16 protein-coding genes are annotated in these 15,550 nt (G+C 68.2%); 14 read left to right on the forward strand and 2 right to left on the reverse strand.

The features are described from left to right. Positions 1-17 precede the first annotated feature (17 nt). From IB273_RS05725 to IB273_RS05750, 6 genes are read left to right on the forward strand one after another with little or no spacing between them, the layout of a single operon-like run. The gene (locus IB273_RS05725) at positions 18-992 is read left to right on the forward strand and encodes an AAA family ATPase (RefSeq protein WP_081520383.1); all 975 of its coding nucleotides are present in this window, start codon (positions 18-20) and stop codon (positions 990-992) included. Further along, entirely contained in the window at positions 973-1,923 is a 951-nt protein-coding gene (locus IB273_RS05730) for a DUF58 domain-containing protein (protein WP_192223494.1), read from the forward strand. Before IB273_RS05725 ends, IB273_RS05730 begins: the two co-directional genes overlap by 20 nt. Further along, positions 1,920-2,414 carry a DUF4381 domain-containing protein gene (locus tag IB273_RS05735; protein WP_192223495.1) on the forward strand — a complete coding sequence of 165 codons (495 nt, stop codon included), beginning with the start codon at positions 1,920-1,922 and terminating at the stop codon, positions 2,412-2,414. The genes IB273_RS05730 and IB273_RS05735 overlap by 4 nt, the downstream gene beginning before the upstream one ends. Further along, on the forward strand, positions 2,401-3,375 hold the full coding sequence (locus tag IB273_RS05740) for a VWA domain-containing protein (RefSeq protein ID WP_192223496.1): 975 nt from the start codon (positions 2,401-2,403) through the stop codon (positions 3,373-3,375). Before IB273_RS05735 ends, IB273_RS05740 begins: the two co-directional genes overlap by 14 nt. Further along, a complete protein-coding gene (locus tag IB273_RS05745) occupies positions 3,376-4,866 on the forward strand; it encodes a VWA domain-containing protein (RefSeq protein ID WP_192223497.1) in 1,491 nt (496 codons plus the stop codon). Beyond that, positions 4,863-6,098 (forward strand): BatD family protein, encoded by a 1,236-nt coding sequence (locus tag IB273_RS05750; protein WP_192223498.1) that lies wholly within the window; start codon positions 4,863-4,865, stop codon positions 6,096-6,098. The genes IB273_RS05745 and IB273_RS05750 overlap by 4 nt, the downstream gene beginning before the upstream one ends. Here the strand turns inward: IB273_RS05750 and IB273_RS05755 are convergent. Next, positions 6,095-6,994 carry a LysR family transcriptional regulator gene (locus IB273_RS05755; RefSeq protein ID WP_192223499.1) on the reverse strand — a complete coding sequence of 300 codons (900 nt, stop codon included), beginning with the start codon at positions 6,992-6,994 and terminating at the stop codon, positions 6,095-6,097. The genes IB273_RS05750 and IB273_RS05755 overlap by 4 nt on opposite strands. A gap of 110 nt (positions 6,995-7,104) precedes the next feature. Between IB273_RS05755 and IB273_RS05760 the strand changes: the two genes are divergently transcribed. From IB273_RS05760 to map, 7 genes are all read left to right on the forward strand, one after another. Next, positions 7,105-7,578 carry a MaoC family dehydratase gene (locus tag IB273_RS05760; RefSeq protein ID WP_081520390.1) on the forward strand — a complete coding sequence of 158 codons (474 nt, stop codon included), beginning with the start codon at positions 7,105-7,107 and terminating at the stop codon, positions 7,576-7,578. Further along, positions 7,575-8,723 carry an acyl-CoA dehydrogenase family protein gene (locus IB273_RS05765; RefSeq protein ID WP_412548070.1) on the forward strand — a complete coding sequence of 383 codons (1,149 nt, stop codon included), beginning with the start codon at positions 7,575-7,577 and terminating at the stop codon, positions 8,721-8,723. The genes IB273_RS05760 and IB273_RS05765 overlap by 4 nt, the downstream gene beginning before the upstream one ends. A gap of 8 nt (positions 8,724-8,731) precedes the next feature. Next, the gene (locus tag IB273_RS05770) at positions 8,732-9,730 is read left to right on the forward strand and encodes an acyl-CoA dehydrogenase (protein WP_192223501.1); all 999 of its coding nucleotides are present in this window, start codon (positions 8,732-8,734) and stop codon (positions 9,728-9,730) included. Positions 9,731-9,797: 67 nt separating this feature from the next. Next, complete coding sequence (locus IB273_RS05775; RefSeq protein WP_192223502.1) at positions 9,798-11,120, forward strand: MFS transporter; 1,323 nt, start codon at positions 9,798-9,800, stop codon at positions 11,118-11,120. A gap of 26 nt (positions 11,121-11,146) precedes the next feature. Beyond that, positions 11,147-12,421 (forward strand): CaiB/BaiF CoA transferase family protein, encoded by a 1,275-nt coding sequence (locus IB273_RS05780; RefSeq protein ID WP_192223503.1) that lies wholly within the window; start codon positions 11,147-11,149, stop codon positions 12,419-12,421. A gap of 96 nt (positions 12,422-12,517) precedes the next feature. Next, positions 12,518-12,727, forward strand: coding sequence for a ParD-like family protein (locus tag IB273_RS05785; protein ID WP_081520395.1), 210 nt, complete (start codon positions 12,518-12,520; stop codon positions 12,725-12,727). Further along, positions 12,724-13,494: a type I methionyl aminopeptidase gene (gene map, locus IB273_RS05790; RefSeq protein WP_081520396.1), complete on the forward strand. Its 771-nt coding sequence runs from the start codon at positions 12,724-12,726 to the stop codon at positions 13,492-13,494. The genes IB273_RS05785 and map overlap by 4 nt, the downstream gene beginning before the upstream one ends. 8 nt (positions 13,495-13,502) lie before the next feature. Here the strand turns inward: map and IB273_RS05795 are convergent, their stop codons facing one another. Next, complete coding sequence (locus IB273_RS05795; RefSeq protein ID WP_192210981.1) at positions 13,503-14,336, reverse strand: oxidoreductase; 834 nt, start codon at positions 14,334-14,336, stop codon at positions 13,503-13,505. Positions 14,337-14,428: 92 nt separating this feature from the next. Between IB273_RS05795 and IB273_RS05800 the strand changes: the two genes are divergently transcribed. Continuing rightward, positions 14,429-15,394, forward strand: a complete 966-nt coding sequence (locus IB273_RS05800) for an AraC family transcriptional regulator (protein WP_192223504.1) — start codon at positions 14,429-14,431, stop codon at positions 15,392-15,394. The last annotated feature ends 156 nt before the right edge of the window (positions 15,395-15,550 follow it).

A 15,550-nucleotide genomic window follows, 5' to 3' on the forward strand; every position in this document is an offset into this window, starting at 1 on the left:
CCGCACGGAGCCCCCTCTTGGACATTCGCACCCCGCTCCTGGACCTGGAGCGCAACCTCTGCCGCGTCGTGCTGGGCCAGGAAACGGTGATCCGACAACTGCTCATCGCCCTGCTCGCCGACGGCCACCTGCTGCTGGAAAGCCTCCCGGGGCTGGCCAAGACCCGCACGGTCAAGGCCCTGGCGCAACACCTGCACGGCAGGATGAGCCGCATCCAGTTCACCCCCGACCTGCTGCCCTCGGATATCACCGGCGCGGAAACCCTCCACGCCCACGGCGGGCATGCCGAAATCCAGTTCCAGCCGGGCCCGCTGTTCGGCAACCTGATCCTCGCCGACGAAATCAACCGCGCGCCGGCCAAGGTCCAGGCGGCGCTGCTCGAAGCCATGGAAGAACGCCAGATCACCTGCGCCGGCCGCAGCTACCCGCTGCCCGAGCTGTACCTGGTGCTCGCCACGCAGAACCCCATCGAACAGGAAGGCACCTACCCGCTGCCCGAAGCGCAGCTGGACCGTTTCCTGATGAAACTCAAGCTCGACTACCCGGCGCCCGAGCACGAGGAAACCATGCTGCGCCTGCTGCGTGCCGAAGGTTGCGGCGGTGCGCGTGCCCGCGAAGCCGTGGAGCCGCTGGACGCGGAGATTCTGTTGGCGGCACGGGAGCAGGTCGCCGCCATCGAAGTGGCGCCGAGCATCGACCGTTACCTGGTGGACCTGATGCGCGCCAGTCGCCGCCCCGCCGATTACGACGCGCAACTGGCGCGCTGGATCGAGGTTGGCTGCAGCCCGCGCGGCGCCATCAGCCTGGACCGCGCCGGACGCGCCCACGCCTGGCTGGAAGGCCGCGACCACGTCCTGCCCGACGACATCCACGCGGTGCTGCTGCCCGTCCTGCGCCATCGCCTGTTGCTCAGCTACGAGGCGGTGGCCGAGGGCATTGATACCGACGCCGTGCTCTGCCGGCTGCGCGACCATGTCGCCATTCCCGCCTGAGCGCCGCGCCGACGGTCTGGCCTACGCTGACCTCGGCCGCCTGCTGGCCCTGGAAATGCCCGCGCGGCGCCTGGGCGCACGCATTACCCGCCTTGCCGCCGCCAGCCTGATCGGCCAGCACGCTTCGACCCTGCGCGGGCGCGGACTGGACTTCCAGGAGCTGCGCCATTACCGACCCGGCGACGACCTGCGGCGTCTCGACAGCCGCGCCAGCCTGCGCCACGGCACGCCGCTGGTACGCAGCTTCAGCGAGGAGCGCGAGCGCCCCGCGCTGATCTGGGTCGACCAGCGCATGGACATGTTCTTCGGCTCGCGGCGCTACCTGAAATCCACCCTGGCCGTAGAACTGGGCGCGCTGCTGGCCTGGAGCGCGCTGCACGGCGGCGACCGGGTCGGCGGGCTGGTGTTCGGTGACCGCCATGAAGAGCGCCTGCGCCCCACCCGCAACCCGGCCGGCATTCGCGCCTTCTGCGCGGCGATGCTGCGGCACAACCATGCACTGTCTGCTGATAGCGCCCCGGCGAACGGCGCGCGGCTGAACCCGTTGCTGGAAACGCTGCTCAGTGGCCCGGAGCGTGGCGGGCAGCTGTATCTGATCAGCGACTTCTCGGGCTGCGATGAGCGCACCCGTGACCTGCTGCAGCAACTGCGTCGGCGCCACCGGATTCTCGCTTTGCAGGTACAGGACCCGCTCGCCCTTCAGCTGCACGGCGACACGCCGCTGAGCCTGAGCGATGGCATTGGCTGGCTGGACCTCGACCTGCGCCGCAGGACTGTGCGCCATCCCATGCAGGACTACCTCCGTGGTCGCCTGGACAGCGTGGCGGAACACCTGCGCCTGGCCCAGGTGCCGCTGCTGCGCCTGAGCACCGCCGAAGCGCCGCTGGACCAGTTGCGCCGCGAACTGCTGCGCCCCGGAGTCCTGGCATGAACAGCGTGGCCCCGGACCTGCGGCAATTGCAGGAGTTGCCGCTGCCGCCGCTGCCTTCCTACTGGCCGCCGGCCTGGGGTTGGTGGGTGCTGCTGATGGTCCTGATCGTCGTGGCGGCATTGCTCGGCCTGCGGCGTTACCGACGTTGGCGCGGCCAGCAGTACCGGCGTGAAGCCCTGGCACAACTCGATCTCCTGGCGCTGCAAGCTGCGGAACAGCGGCGCGAGCTGGCCTCGCTGCTCAAGCGCTGCGCGCTGTCGATCCCCGAACTGCGCAATCGCCACGCGGAAATCACCACGCTGAACGGCCCGGCCTGGCAGGCCTTCCTGCAACGGCACTGCCCGTGGCCGCTGGCTTCCGATCTCGCGGAACGCCTGGCGCAGCTCGCCTACGCCCCTTCTGCGCAACTGCAGCGCTGGCCGCAAGCGGACTGGGACGCCCTCTTCGCCCAGGTACGCCTCTGGCTGGAGGCTCACCGTGTGGCAGCTTGATTACCCCTGGGTGCTGGCCCTGTGGCCGCTGGGCCTGCTGGCGATCTGGCTGCTGCCCGAGCAGCGCGTGGCGCGCACGGCATTGCGCGTGCCGTTCTTCAGCGAACTGCGCCGCGTGCATCACGCACCCTTGGGCAAGGCTGCCGCACGCTGGCAGGGCTGGCTGAACCAGCTCAACTGGTGCCTGTTGCTGCTCGCCCTCGCCCGCCCCGCCTTTTATGAACCGCCGCAGATGCTGGTCGAGCCGGCGCGCGACCTGGTGCTGGCCATCGACCTGTCGCAATCCATGGCCACCCGCGACTATCGCGACCCCCAGGGCCGCCAGCTGGACCGGCTCACGGCAGTGAAACAGGTGCTGCACGACTTCATTGCCCGGCGCAGCGGCGACCGTCTCGCCCTGGTGGTGTTCGGCAGCGGCGCCTACGTGCAGGCCCCGCTGACTCGCGATCACAAGACCCTGTTGCGCCTGCTGGACGACAGCGCCATCGGCATGGCCGGGCCGGATACCGCCATCGGCGATGCCATCGGCCTGAGCCTGCGCGTGCTGGACGGGCCGGCGTTGCGTGCACAGCAGATCGTGCTGCTCACCGACGGCAGCGACAACGCCAGTGCCGTTCCTCCGGAGCGCGCGGTGGAACTGGCGGTGCAGCGCGGCGTAGTGCTACAGGCCATCGCCATCGGCGACAGTCGCGGGCAGGGTGCGGAGAAAGTCGACAGCGAGCGCCTGCAAGTCCTGGCCGAGACCACTGGCGGACGCTTCTTCCGTGCCGAAGACAGCCGGGCACTGGCCGACGTCTACGCCGAACTGGACCGCAGCGCTCCGCACCCACAGCCACGGCTGGGTCCCCGCCCGCGCCATGAAGGCTTCTACTGGCCGCTGGGCCTGGCCCTGCTGCTGACCTGCTGCGGCCATCTGCTGGCCGCCCGCGCCGTGCGCCTGCCCAGCCTGCGGAGAGCCTGAATGCCATTCCATCGACCGCTCTGGTTACTGCTGATCGTCGTGGCGCTCCTGCTGCTGCAGCTCTGGCGCCGTCGTCAGGACCTCGGTCGACGGTTGGCAGAACGCATCGCACCGCACCTGCTGCAACATCTGCTGCTCGATCAGCCGGGCGCAGGCCGGCTCGCCCCGGCGCACCTGCTGACGCTGTTCCTCTGCCTCGGCGCAGTGGCCGTTGCCGGCCCCATCTGGCCGGGGCACACAGCTGACCTGGCCGATGATCGCGGCCTGCTGATCCTCGCCGTCGAACTGTCGCCCAGCATGGATGCACCGGACCTGCGCCCCACCCGCCTCGAAGCCGCCAAGCGCAAGCTGCACGATCTGCTCAGGGATCGCCAGGGCGCGCCCACCGCGCTGATCGCCTATGCCGGCAGCGCACACCTGGTGCTGCCGCCCACCGACGACCCCGGCCTGCTGGAAAGCTACGTCCAGGCGCTGTCCACCGCCCTGATCGAAACACCCGGCAGCGACCTGCGTGGCGTCCAGCATCTGGCCGCGAACCTTTCGGAGGAAGCGGGCACGCCCGCCAGCCTGGCGCTGTTCGCCGACAATGCGGACCCTCGCGAACTCAACGACCTGCAACGCCACGCCAGCGATGCGCTGCAATGGCTGCTGGTGGATTGCAGCGCGGCGCCCTCAGGCCGCTCCGCCTCCCTGACCGAACTGGCCAGCGCCCTGGATGCCGGCCTGCGCGCACTGAGCCCGGACGACAGCGACGTGCGCTGGATCGGCCAGCAAGCCGTGCGGCACTTCCAGGCCCGCCAGGAAGCTGCGCAAGGTTCGCGGGAAGTCGGCTACTGGCTGTGCTGGGCGCTGCTCCCGCTGGTGCTGCTCAGCCTGCGCCGTGGTTGTAGGGTCCACTGGCTGGGGGCTGCGCTGTTGGCCCTGGGCGCTGCCCTGCCAAGCCCGCCCGCCATGGCCGCCAGTTGGCTGGACGCCTTCGCCAGTCCGGACCAGCAAGGCCGCTGGGCCCTCCAGCATGGACGCCCGGCACTGGCCGCCGAGCGCTTCGACGATCCCTACTGGAAGGCACTGGCGACCTATCAGGCAGCGGACTACGCCGGCGCCCTCGCGCTGTTCTCCCGTCTCGACACGGCCGAGGCGCAGTTCTACGCAGGCAATTGCCAAGCCCGACAATACCGCCTCACCGAGGCCATCAAAGCCTATCGCCGGGCCCTGGCCTTGAAGGCCGACTTCCCCGAAGCCCGCGCCAACCTTGCGCTGGTGGAAGCGCTGGAAAAGGACCGCGAAGACGCCGCGCAAAACGCACCCAAGCAACGCGGCGACGATGAGGTCATCGACGACTCGGCGGACAAGGGCCGCAGCATTGCCCAGCCCTCGGGCCAACGACCGGCCGACGAGCACTGGCTGGACAGCCTGCAGACCTCTCCCGCCGCCTTCCTGCGCAACAAGTTCCGCGCGCAGGGCAGCCACATCGGGGAGGACAGGCCTTGAAGCGGGTCCTGCAGTTTCTGCTGATGCTGCTCGCCACAGCCGCGTATGCAGACGGACCACAATTGCGCGTCGAAGCCCAGCTCATCCCCGATTCCAAGGTAAGTCTCGGCGCGACGCTGGCGCTGCAACTGGACGTACTGACGGACACCTGGTTCACCGCCGCGCCGCAGCTCCCTGCCCTGCAACTGCCAGGCACCCGCGTGGCCGAGCCAGCCGGCTCCCCCGTGCACCTGACGGTGGAGCGTGACGGGCAGACCTTCTTTGGCCTGCGTTACCAGTACCGGATCACGCCCCGTCAGGCGCAGCGTTTCGAGATTCCCGCGCTCCAGGTCAGCGCACAGGTCGGGCAAGCCACGGCCACGCTTCACGCCAACAGCCGGCCGTTGAGCTTCGGGGTATCGCCCGCACCGGACGACGGCGCCCGCCTGGTCGCCGACTCGGTGCAACTGCAGCAGGTTCTGCGACCGCCCGTGGCTGCATTTCAGGTGGGCGACAGCCTGGAGCGCCGCGTCGAGCTGCGGGTACGGGGCGCGCCGATGGAGCTTTTGCCTCCCGCCGAATTCGCCGCCGTGGAAGGCACCCGCCAGTACCCGAACCCCGTCCGACTGCAGGAGCTCGACGACGGGCGCGGCCACAGCGATGGAGCGCTGCGTGTCGACAGCGTCGCCTATCAGTTCGAGCGCGCGGGACGCATCGAGTTGCCGCCGCTGGAACTGCGCTGGCGGCAAGCCAGCAACGGCGAACTGCACGTGGAGCAGCTGCCGGGCCTGACGTTGGAAGTGGCCGCACCACCGCCTTCGGTGAACCACAGGACGTGGCGCGATCGATTGGGGCTGTGGATCGAGCGTCACGCGCTGGTGGGCCTGCTGCTGGTCGGCAGTCTGGCGCTGGGCTGGCACTGGCTGGCCGTGCCCGCCGCGGCGGCCCTGCGATGGCTGCAGCGCCTCGTCAGCCGGCTGCGCCAACGCTACCGGCATTCGGAACATCGGGCCTGGCGTCGGCTGCACCGGCAACTGCAGCAGCGGCCTGCGCGGCTGGATGGTCTCTACCTCTGGCTGCAGAGGCAGCAGGTGCAATCGGCCGAACTGCAACGAACCCTGCGTCTGCTGTACGGCAGTACACCCGATGCCGAACGGGGCCTGCGCGTGCTGCGTGGACTGCTGCCAGAACTGCGCCGTCAGCGTGGCGAACGGCAACCCCGTCCGCCTGCGTTGCGCAAGCTCAACCCCTAGCCTTCCGCGGCCAGCAACTCTACCGCCACATCGCGGAACTGCCGCACCACGCGGCTCTCGTTATCCGGGTTGTAGACCAGGGCGAGTGCCACGGTGCGCTCCTGGCGCGGGGTTTCCAGCTCGAGGAAGCACACCGGCGCCGATGAGTTGCGCGCATGCAGCGCCGGCACCAGCGCCACGCCCAGACCGCACGCCACCAGGCTGATGGCCGCCTGCACCTGGGTGGTGGAATGCACCAGTTGCGGCACGAACCCCGCCGCCTGGCAAAGCTGCAACAGCACGTAGTGCAGGCCCTCGGTGTGCGGGTAATCGATCAGCGGCTGGTCGGCGACTTCCGCCAGGTGCACGCGGCTGCGCCCACTCTGGGCCAGCGGGCTGTCCTGCGGGACCACCAGCATCATCGGCTCCCACACCAGCGGGATCAGCTTCAGCGCCGTCGGCTGCGGCAGTGGGAAACGCACCAGACCGACATCGGCGCCGCCATTCTCCACCAGTTCCAGCACGCCGCTGGAAGGCAGCTCGCGCAGCTCCAGGGCAATGCCCGGATAGCGCTGGCGGAACTCCGGAATCAGCTGTGGAATCAGCGAAAGCGTCGCCGAGCCGACCGAACCCAACGTCAATTGCCCGCGTTCCCCGGCCCCTGCCTCAAGCGCGTAACGCCGCGCCTGCTGCAAGTGCAGCAACACCTTGCGCAGCTCCGGCAGGACCGCCTCGCCGGCTTCGGTGAGGGCCACCTGGCGCGTGGTGCGCTCGAACAGCGGCAGGCCGATCTCCTCCTCCAGCTTGCGGATCGACACCGACAGCGGCGGCTGGGACATGTGCAGGCGCTCGGCGGCCTCGCGGAAGTTCAGGGTCTCGGCCAGGGCGAGGAACTGGTGAATCTGGCGCAGCTCCATACTGATACTCCATATGTATCAATCGTTCTCCAAATAATATTGGATGAGTACGAGCCCTGCCCATAGCCTGACCCCACTCGACGACAACAATCCCAACAGGAGAGTGGTGCATGGCGCACAACGAAATCGCCCTCGGGCAAGGCTACTACTGGCAGCAGATCGAAGCCGGCCAGCGTTTCCGCACCTTCCGCCGGACCGTCACCGAGGCCGACCTGATCGGCTTCGTCGGCGTCACCGGGCAGACCGAAGTCATCTTCATCGACAGCACCTTCAACGGCGCCATCCAGGGCCGCCCGGTGCCGGCTGCGCTGAGCTACAGCCTGATCGAAGGCATCCTCATGCAGACCATGCTGCAAGGCACCGGCCTGGCCCTGCTGGAACTGCACAAGAGCGTGAAAGGCCCGGTGGTCGTAGGTGACACCCTGGAAGCCGTGGTGGAGATCGAGGACGTCCGCCCGACCTCGAAGAACAACCGCGCAGTGGTCACCTCCCGCGTCTTCGTGCTCAACCAGCGCGAGGAAACGGTGATGGAGTACCAGGTCAAGCGCCTGCTCGCCGGCCGCCCCGAGCGGAGTGAAGGCTGATGCTCGTAGCCCTCGACTTCCGCGCGCTGCCGGCGCGGCACGAGGCCTTGCGCGAGGAGCTGCGCAGCTTCCTCGCCGAGCGCCTGCGGGACTATCCCACTGACCTGCGGGCGCGCAGCTGGCAAGGCTTCGACGCCGACTTCAGCCGTGCCCTGGCCGAGCGCGGCTGGGTCGGGCTGACCCTGCCGCGCGAGTATGGCGGCGCCGGCCTCGACCCGCTGGCGCGCTTCGTGGTGGTGGAAGAACTGCTCTGCGCCGGCGCGCCGGTAGCCGCGCACTGGATCGCCGACCGCCAGAGCGGCCCGCTGCTGCTGCGCTTTGGCAGCGAACAGCAGAAGCGCCAGCACCTGCCGGCGATCTGCCGTGGCGAGCAGTTCTTCTGCATCGGCATGAGCGAACCGAACTCCGGCTCGGACCTGGCCAGCGTGCGCACCCGCGCCGAAGCCAATGCCGACGGCTGGCTGCTCAACGGGCAGAAGATCTGGACCACCTACGCCCAGCACAGCCACTACATGATCGCCCTGGTGCGCACCTCCGGCAGCGCCCAGGACCGCCATCGCGGGCTGTCGCAGGTGCTGGTCGATCTGTCGCTGCCGGGCGTGAGCATCCGCCCGATCCGCGACCTGACCGGCGCCGAGCACTTCTGCGAAGTGTTCTTCGACAACGTGCAGCTGCCGGCCTCGGCACTAGTCGGTGAGGAAGGCGATGGCTGGAAACAGGTAACCGCCGAGCTGGCTTTCGAGCGCAGCGGGCCGGAGCGCATCTACTCCAGTATTGCCCTGCTCGATGCCTGGCTGGACTGGCTGCGCACCGACCCGCAGGCAGGCCAGGAACGTCTATTGGGCCAACTGCTGGGCGAGCTGATGGTGCTGCGTGCGCTGTCGGTCAGCCTCGCCGCACAACTGGCGGACGGCCGCAGCCCGGTAGTGGAAGCGGCGCTGGTGAAGGACCTGGGCACCAGCTTCGAACAATCCATCCCGACCCTGCTCGGCGACCTGCTGGGCGCGGTGCAGGGCGCCGCCGTCCCGCACCTGCTGCAACGCACCCTGGCCTACCTGGAACGCATGGCCCCGGTGTTCTCTCTGCGCGGCGGCACCCGCGAAATCCTCCGCGGCGTGATCGCCCGCGGCCTCGGCTTGCGATAGGAATCCCCATGAGCCTCGACAACCTCATTCTCGACGCCTTCGGCCAGTGGCTCGAAGGCGAAGTCAGCGCCGAGCGCGTGCGCCGCATCGACCTGGGCGAGCCCGCCGACGGGCTGTGGCGTTCGCTGGCCGAACACGGCTTCGCCGACCTGCTGCTGCCCGAGGAACTCGGCGGCGCGGCGGCCAGTGCCGAAACCGCCTGCCACCTGCTGTTCGCCGCTGGCGGCGCGGCCCTGCCGCTACCGCTCGCCAGCACCTGGTGGGCGCGCCTGGCGCTGGCCGAGGCCGGCCTGGCGCTGCCCGAAGGGCCCATCGCCCTGGCCAATGGCGAACGCGCTGGTCAGGGCCTGCGCTGCCATGCGGTGCCGTTTGCCGCGCAATCCCGCTGGGTATTGGCGACGCTGCCGGAAGACGCCTGGCTAATGCCGGTGGATGGCGCACAACGGCGGGCGGATGGCGTTCACGCCAGCAGCACCGAGGAACTGCATTGGCCGAGCCTGCCGGAGAACGCCCAGCGCCTGCCGCCAAATCGTGACTGGCGCGCCCTCGGCGCGACCTTCAGCGCAGCGCTGATCGCCGGCGCCGCCGAGCGGGTACTGCAACTGACCCTGGACTACGCCACTACCCGCCAGCAGTTCGGCAAGCCGGTCGGCGGCTTCCAGGCCATCCAGCAACAGATCAGCGTGCTCGCCGAGGAAGTCTTCGCCGCGCGCATGGCGGCGCAACTGGCGCTGCGCGGGTCGACATGGCCGCAAGGCATCCCCGCCGCCGTGGCCAAGGCCCGCTGCAGCGGCGCGGCGGTGCGCATCTGCACCATCGCCCATGCCGTCTTCGGCGCCATCGGCGTCACCGAGGAATGCGACCTGCAGCTCTACACCCGCCGCCTGTATGCCTGGCGTGCGGACTTCGGCAGCGAGGCGCACTGGCAGCCGCTGATCGGCCGCGCAGCCCTGCGGGAGAGCGGCGACAGCCTGGCCTTCCTGCGTCGCCACCTGCCCGCAGCCTGAGCCGTACCCCTCAGAACCGTGCTTCTCATAACCGTGCTTCTCAAAACAATGACAATGGAGAACACCGATGGCCCACCTTCTCAGCCAACCGCATCGCGCCGCTTCAACGAGCGCGGCTGCCAGCGCCCGGCCCATCGCCTGGCGCACCATCATCGCCGGCAGCGTCGGCAACACCGTGGAATGGTTCGACTGGACGGTCTACACCGCCTTCGCGCTCTACTTCAGCCACCAGTTCTTCCCCTCGGACAATGAGACCACCGCCCTGCTCGCCTCCTTCGCGGTGTTCGCCATCGGCTTCGCCATGCGCCCGCTGGGCGGCTGGCTGATCGGCATCTTCAATGACCGCGCCGGGCGCAAGGCGGCGCTCAACCTGACCATCCTGATGATGGCGCTGCCCTCGCTGCTGATCAGCCTGATGCCGACCTATTCCACCATCGGCATCGCCGCGCCCGTGCTGATGGTAGTGGCGCGCATGGTCCAGGGGCTCTCGGTAGGCGGCGAGTACGGCGCCGCCGCGACCTTCCTTGCCGAATCGGCGCCGGCGAGCCAGCGTGGCCTGTACTCGGGTTTCTTCTTCGCCAGCATCGCCCTCGGGCTGCTGTTCGCCTCGGGCCTGGCCTGGGTGCTGAGCCAGTGGCTGAGCCGTGAACAGCTGATCGACTTCGGCTGGCGCATTCCGTTCTTCATCGGCGGCCTGGGCAGCCTCGCCGGCTTCTGGATTCGCCATGGTGTCGACGAGACCGCGGCCTTCCGCAAGAGCCAGGAGCAGCGCCGCGGCCAACGCATCGAGCAGCCGCTGCGCACCCTCTGGCGCGAGCATCCGGAAGCCGTGAAACGCCTGGTCGGCATCAGCCTGCTGGGGGCCTTCGCCTTCTACCTGTTCGTCAGCTACCTGCCGGTCCACGCCATCCGCACCCTCGGCGTGGAGCCGGGTACTGCCTATGCCGCCAGCAGCCTGGCGCTGGTGGTGTTCATGATTTCCCAGCCGCTGTTCGGCTGGCTGTCCGACCGCATCGGCCGCCGCCCGCAGCTGATCGTCTTCGCCCTGGGCTACGCCGTCCTGCTCTATCCGGTGGTGCGTTCCATGGAGGCCTCGTTCACCTCGATCCTCGCCGTCGAGCTGTTCGGCCTATTGCTCTACGGGCTGTACTCAGCCATCGCCCCGGCGATCAAGTCGGAGCTGTTCAGCACCGATATCCGCGCCCTGGGCATCGGCCTGCCGTACAACCTGGTGGTGGCGATCTTCGGCGGCACCACGCCCTACCTGATGACCTGGTTGCAGAGCCGCGGCCACGAGCAGTGGTTCCTGGTCTACGTCTCGATCATGGCGGTGATCACCCTGGTGGCCTTCGTGCGCATGCCCGAAACCCGCGGCAAAGACCTGCACTGAAGCCCCGCAGCGAACTGGAGAGAAGCATGAGCAACACTCAACAGCACGGCCCGCTCTCGGGCCTGCGCGTCCTCGACCTCTCGCGGGTCCTTGCCGGGCCCTGGGCCACGCAGATACTCGGTGACCTGGGGGCGGACGTAATCAAGGTCGAGCGCCCCACCCGGCGCGACGACACCCGCACCTGGGGCCCACCCTTCCTGGAAGACAGCAGCCCCACCTGGGACGCCGCCTACTACTTCTGCGCCAACCGCAACAAGCGCGCCATCGCCGTGGACTTCGGCCACCCCGACGGCGCGGCGCTGCTGCGCCGGCTGGCCACCTCGGCAGACATACTGGTGGAGAACTACAAGGTCGGCACCCTGGCGCGCTATGGCCTGGATTACGCCGCGCTCAAGGCACTGAACCCGAAGCTGATCTACTGCTCGGTCACCGGCTTCGGCCAGACAGGCCCCTATGCCGGGCGCGGCGGCTACGACTTCCTGGTGCAGGGCATGAGCGGGCTGATGAGCATCACCGGGCGCCGCGACGACGAACCCGGCGCCGGGCCGCTGAAGGTCGGCCTGCCGGTGAGCGACCTGTTCTGTGGCCTGTACGCGACCATCTCGATCCTCGCTGCGCTGAACCATCGCCACGCCAGCGGCGAAGGCCAGCACATCGATTGCGCGCTGCTCGACAGCCAGCTGTCGCTGATGGCCAACCAGGCGATGAACCATCTGGTCAGCGGGCAGGTGCCGCAGCGCCTGGGCAACGCCCACCCCAACGTGGTGCCGTATCGCGACTTCGCCTGCAACGACGACTACATCCTCGTCGCCTGCGGCTCCGACGGGCAGTTCCAGGCGCTGTGCCGCCTCCTCGGCCGTGACGACCTTGGCGACGACCCACGCTTCACCCGCAACCCTGGCCGCAGCCAGCACCGCCGCGAACTGGAAGTGGAACTGGCAAAAAGCATCTCCGGCTGGCATGCCGCCGACCTGCTGGCCGCCATGGAAAAGGCCGGCGTGCCCGGCGGCCCGATCAACAACCTGCAGCAGGCCCTCGCCGATCCGCAGGTACAGGCCCGCGGCCTGTTGCAGACCCTGACCCGGCAGGACGGCACCGAAGTCACCCTGCTCGGCTACCCGGCACGCTTCTCCGCCTCGCCGCCCACCTACCGCCTGGCGCCGCCGATGTTCGCCCAGGACACCGCGCAGGTACTGGCCGAGCAACTGGGGCTGGCCACCGAGCAACTGGCGGAACTGGCCGGCAAGGGGGCGATCGCTTTGGCCCAACCACTGGCCGAGCCCGTCTCGCGGGTGGGCTGAGCCGCCAACTTTGCATTCCCTCGCCTCGATCAATATGATGCATATATGTTTTGTAATGCTTCATAGCGAATTGCGTCAGAGAGAGGCGAGAGAATCATGGGCATCATCAACCTGGACGACGACCTGCACGACCAGTTGCGCCGAGCCAGCTCCGTGGCCTGCCGGTCGATCAACGCCCAGGCGGCGTTCTGGATCAAGATCGGCATGCTCTGCGAGCTGGAACCGACCCTGAGCTTCAACGAGATCATCACCCGCGAACTGCAGGAAGCCGGGGTCAAATACTCCGCCGCGGGAGGCGCCAAGTGACCAAGACTCCTGCGGAACTGGCACTGATGGCCGAATCCGGCCGGTTGCTGGCGAAGGTCTTCGGCTTCGTCGACACGCTGGCGCTGGAAGGCATGACGACCCTGGAAGTGAACGACCGGGTCGAGCGCTACATCGTCGATGAACTGCACGCGCGGCCGGCCAGCAAAGGCCAGTACGGCTTTGCCTACGTGCTCAACTCCTCGCGCAACCAGGTGGTCTGCCATGGCGTGCCGTCCGAGGCGGACCGCCTGCAGGACGGCGACATCGTCAACTTCGACATCACCCTGGAGAAAAACGGCTTCATCGCCGATTCGAGCAAGACCTACCTGATCGGCAATGTCTCCCCCGCTGCCCGGCGGCTGGTGGAGATCACCTACGAGGCGATGTGGAAAGGCATCCGCGCGGTGAAGCCCGGCGCGCGCCTGGGCGACGTCGGCCACGCCATCGAGCGGCACGCCCGGCAGCACGGCTACACCGTGGTCGAGGACTACTGCGGCCACGGCATCGGCCGCGAGATGCACGAGCCGCCGCAGGTACTGCACTTCGGCCGCCCGCGCACCGGGCAGGTGTTGCGCGAAGGCATGACCTTCACCATCGAGCCCATGCTCAACCAGGGCCATTCCGGGGTGAAAACCCTGGCGGACGAATGGACCGTGGTCACCCTCGACGGCAAGCTCTCCGCGCAGTTCGAACACACCGTGGCGGTGACCGCCACGGGCTTCGAAGTCCTCACGCTACGCCCCGAGGAGCGCAACGCCGGCTACTGATGCGCCGCTCAGCCGTCGGTGGAGCGGCTGAGCGCTTCCCAGTGGCTGATCTCCTCCTGCAGGGCTGAAAGCTTCTGCCGCACCAGCCCCAGCGCGTCGCTGCCCAGCAGCAGATGCCGTGGCGGCAGCGGCGCTTCGATCGCCGCCAGCATCGCTTGCGCGGCTTTCTGCGGGTCGCCCAGCTGCTTGCCGCTCTTTTCCTGCCGCGCCTGGCGCACCGGGTCGAACAGCGCGTCGTAGTCGGCGATGGAGCGCGGGCTGCGCACCATGGAGCGCCCGGCCCAATCGGTGCGGAAGGAACCCGGCGCCACGGCGGTCACCGCGATGCCGAAGCCCTCGACTTCCTTGCCCAGCGCGTCGCTGATCCCCTCCAGGGCGAACTTGCTGCCGCAGTAGTAAGCGATGCCCGGCATCGTGATGTAGCCGCCCATCGAGGTGATGTTGAGGATGTGCCCGCGCCGGCGCTGGCGCATGTAGGGCAGCACGGCCTGGAGCATCGCCACGGCGCCGAAGACGTTCACCTCGAACTGCCGGCGCATCGCCTCCAGTGGCGACTCCTCGAGAATGCCTTCGTGACCGTAGCCGGCGCTGTTCACCAGCACGTCCAGAGGGCCGACGCTGGCTTCGACTTCCTCGACCACGCCGGGGATGGCGTCGAAGTCGGTCACGTCGAGCAGGCGGCCGAAGGCCTGGCCGGGCGCCAGTGCTTCCAGTTCGGCGCGGGCCTGCTCGGTGCGTACCGTACCCACCACGCGATGTCCGGCGGCGAGCGCCGCGTGGGCCAGGGCCAGGCCGAAGCCGCTATTGGCGCCGGTAATCAGCAGGGTCTTGGGAGATGACATGGGGTGACTCCATTGCAGGGGGAATGAGTGCACAATACGCAGCCTCACCTCCCTTTCAGAGACCTCAAGCTCTGTCTTTATTGCCTGATTCTATGAATACCGATATCGACGCTCCCAGCAGTGACCAGGCGCGCATGGTCGCCCTGATCGCAGCACTGGCTCCGCAGGAGGGCTACAACCTCACCGCACTGCCAAGCGTGCGCCTGCTCCGCTCGAACCGACCGCTGGCGCGCACTCCGGTGCTCTACGATCCCGGCATCGTGATCGTCCGCCAGGGCTGCAAGCGCGGCTATTTCGGCGATGAAACCTACGTCTACGACGCACAGCACTACCTGGCCGTCGCGGTGCCGGTGCCCTTCACCATGGAAACCGACGCCACACCAGAGCGTCCGCTGCTGGCCATCTACCTGCACCTGGACTTCCAGCTCGCCGCCGAGCTGATGCTGCAGATCGACCAGCACAGCCTCCAGCTGGGCCAGCCACCCGCAGAAACCGCCCCGCGCAGCCTGTTCTCCAGCCCGATGGACCCGGCACTGACACAGTCCGTGCTGCGCTTCCTCGAAGCGCTGGGCGATCCGCTGGAGGCCGCCATCCTCGCGCCGGCCCTGCTGCGCGAGCTGTACTTCCGCGTGCTGACCGGCGCACAGGGCAATGCCATGCGCGCGGCGCTGGCCATGCATGGTCGCTTCGGCAACATTGCCAGGGCCCTGCAGCGCATCCATACGGACTACGCACAACCCATCGACCTGCCGCAGTTGGCCAGCGAGGCCGGCATGAGCGTTCCGTCATTCCACAGCCATTTCAAGGTCATTACCCGCACCTCCCCCATGCAGTACCTCAAGTGCACGCGGCTGCACCAGGCGCGGCTGCTGATCGTACGCCAGGGCATGACGGCTCAGGCGGCGAGCCTGGCCGTCGGCTACGCCAGCGCCTCGCAGTTCAACCGCGAGTTCAAGCGCCTGTTCGGCCGTACGCCCCTGGCGGAGGCGCAGCGCATGCGGGAGAACTTCGCGATTCCGCCGGCGCAGGAAGGTTCGGCTTTTGTCTCGTCCCACTGACCATCCACCGCCTTTCAGGCGATTGCTTCATCTGCCGATAATTCGAGCATTAATTGCTTGATAATTCACTTTCCAGCACTCTAAAGCCGATTATCCGCCAGAAGTTTCACTTAAAATGCAAGCTCCACCAGGAGCTCCGCATGAAACCGCTCGACA

Source organism: Pseudomonas sp. PDM19 (assembly GCF_014852215.1).
Taxonomy (GTDB): Bacteria; Pseudomonadota; Gammaproteobacteria; order Pseudomonadales; family Pseudomonadaceae; genus Pseudomonas.

Excerpts from the sequence above, each read along its gene's own strand:
- IB273_RS05780 (WP_192223503.1), top strand. The coding sequence starts at position 11,147 with ATGAGCAACACTCAACAGCACGGCCCGCTCTCGGGCCTGCGCGTCCTC.
- IB273_RS05755 (WP_192223499.1), bottom strand. The coding sequence starts at position 6,994 with ATGGAGCTGCGCCAGATTCACCAGTTCCTCGCCCTGGCCGAGACCCTG.
- IB273_RS05775 (WP_192223502.1), top strand. The coding sequence starts at position 9,798 with ATGGCCCACCTTCTCAGCCAACCGCATCGCGCCGCTTCAACGAGCGCG.
- IB273_RS05795 (WP_192210981.1), bottom strand. The coding sequence starts at position 14,336 with ATGTCATCTCCCAAGACCCTGCTGATTACCGGCGCCAATAGCGGCTTC.
- IB273_RS05760 (WP_081520390.1), top strand. The coding sequence starts at position 7,105 with ATGGCGCACAACGAAATCGCCCTCGGGCAAGGCTACTACTGGCAGCAG.
- IB273_RS05800 (WP_192223504.1), top strand. The coding sequence starts at position 14,429 with ATGAATACCGATATCGACGCTCCCAGCAGTGACCAGGCGCGCATGGTC.
- IB273_RS05730 (WP_192223494.1), top strand. The coding sequence starts at position 973 with ATGTCGCCATTCCCGCCTGAGCGCCGCGCCGACGGTCTGGCCTACGCT.
- IB273_RS05745 (WP_192223497.1), top strand. The coding sequence starts at position 3,376 with ATGCCATTCCATCGACCGCTCTGGTTACTGCTGATCGTCGTGGCGCTC.
- IB273_RS05770 (WP_192223501.1), top strand. The coding sequence starts at position 8,732 with ATGAGCCTCGACAACCTCATTCTCGACGCCTTCGGCCAGTGGCTCGAA.
- IB273_RS05735 (WP_192223495.1), top strand. The coding sequence starts at position 1,920 with ATGAACAGCGTGGCCCCGGACCTGCGGCAATTGCAGGAGTTGCCGCTG.
- IB273_RS05785 (WP_081520395.1), top strand. The coding sequence starts at position 12,518 with ATGGGCATCATCAACCTGGACGACGACCTGCACGACCAGTTGCGCCGA.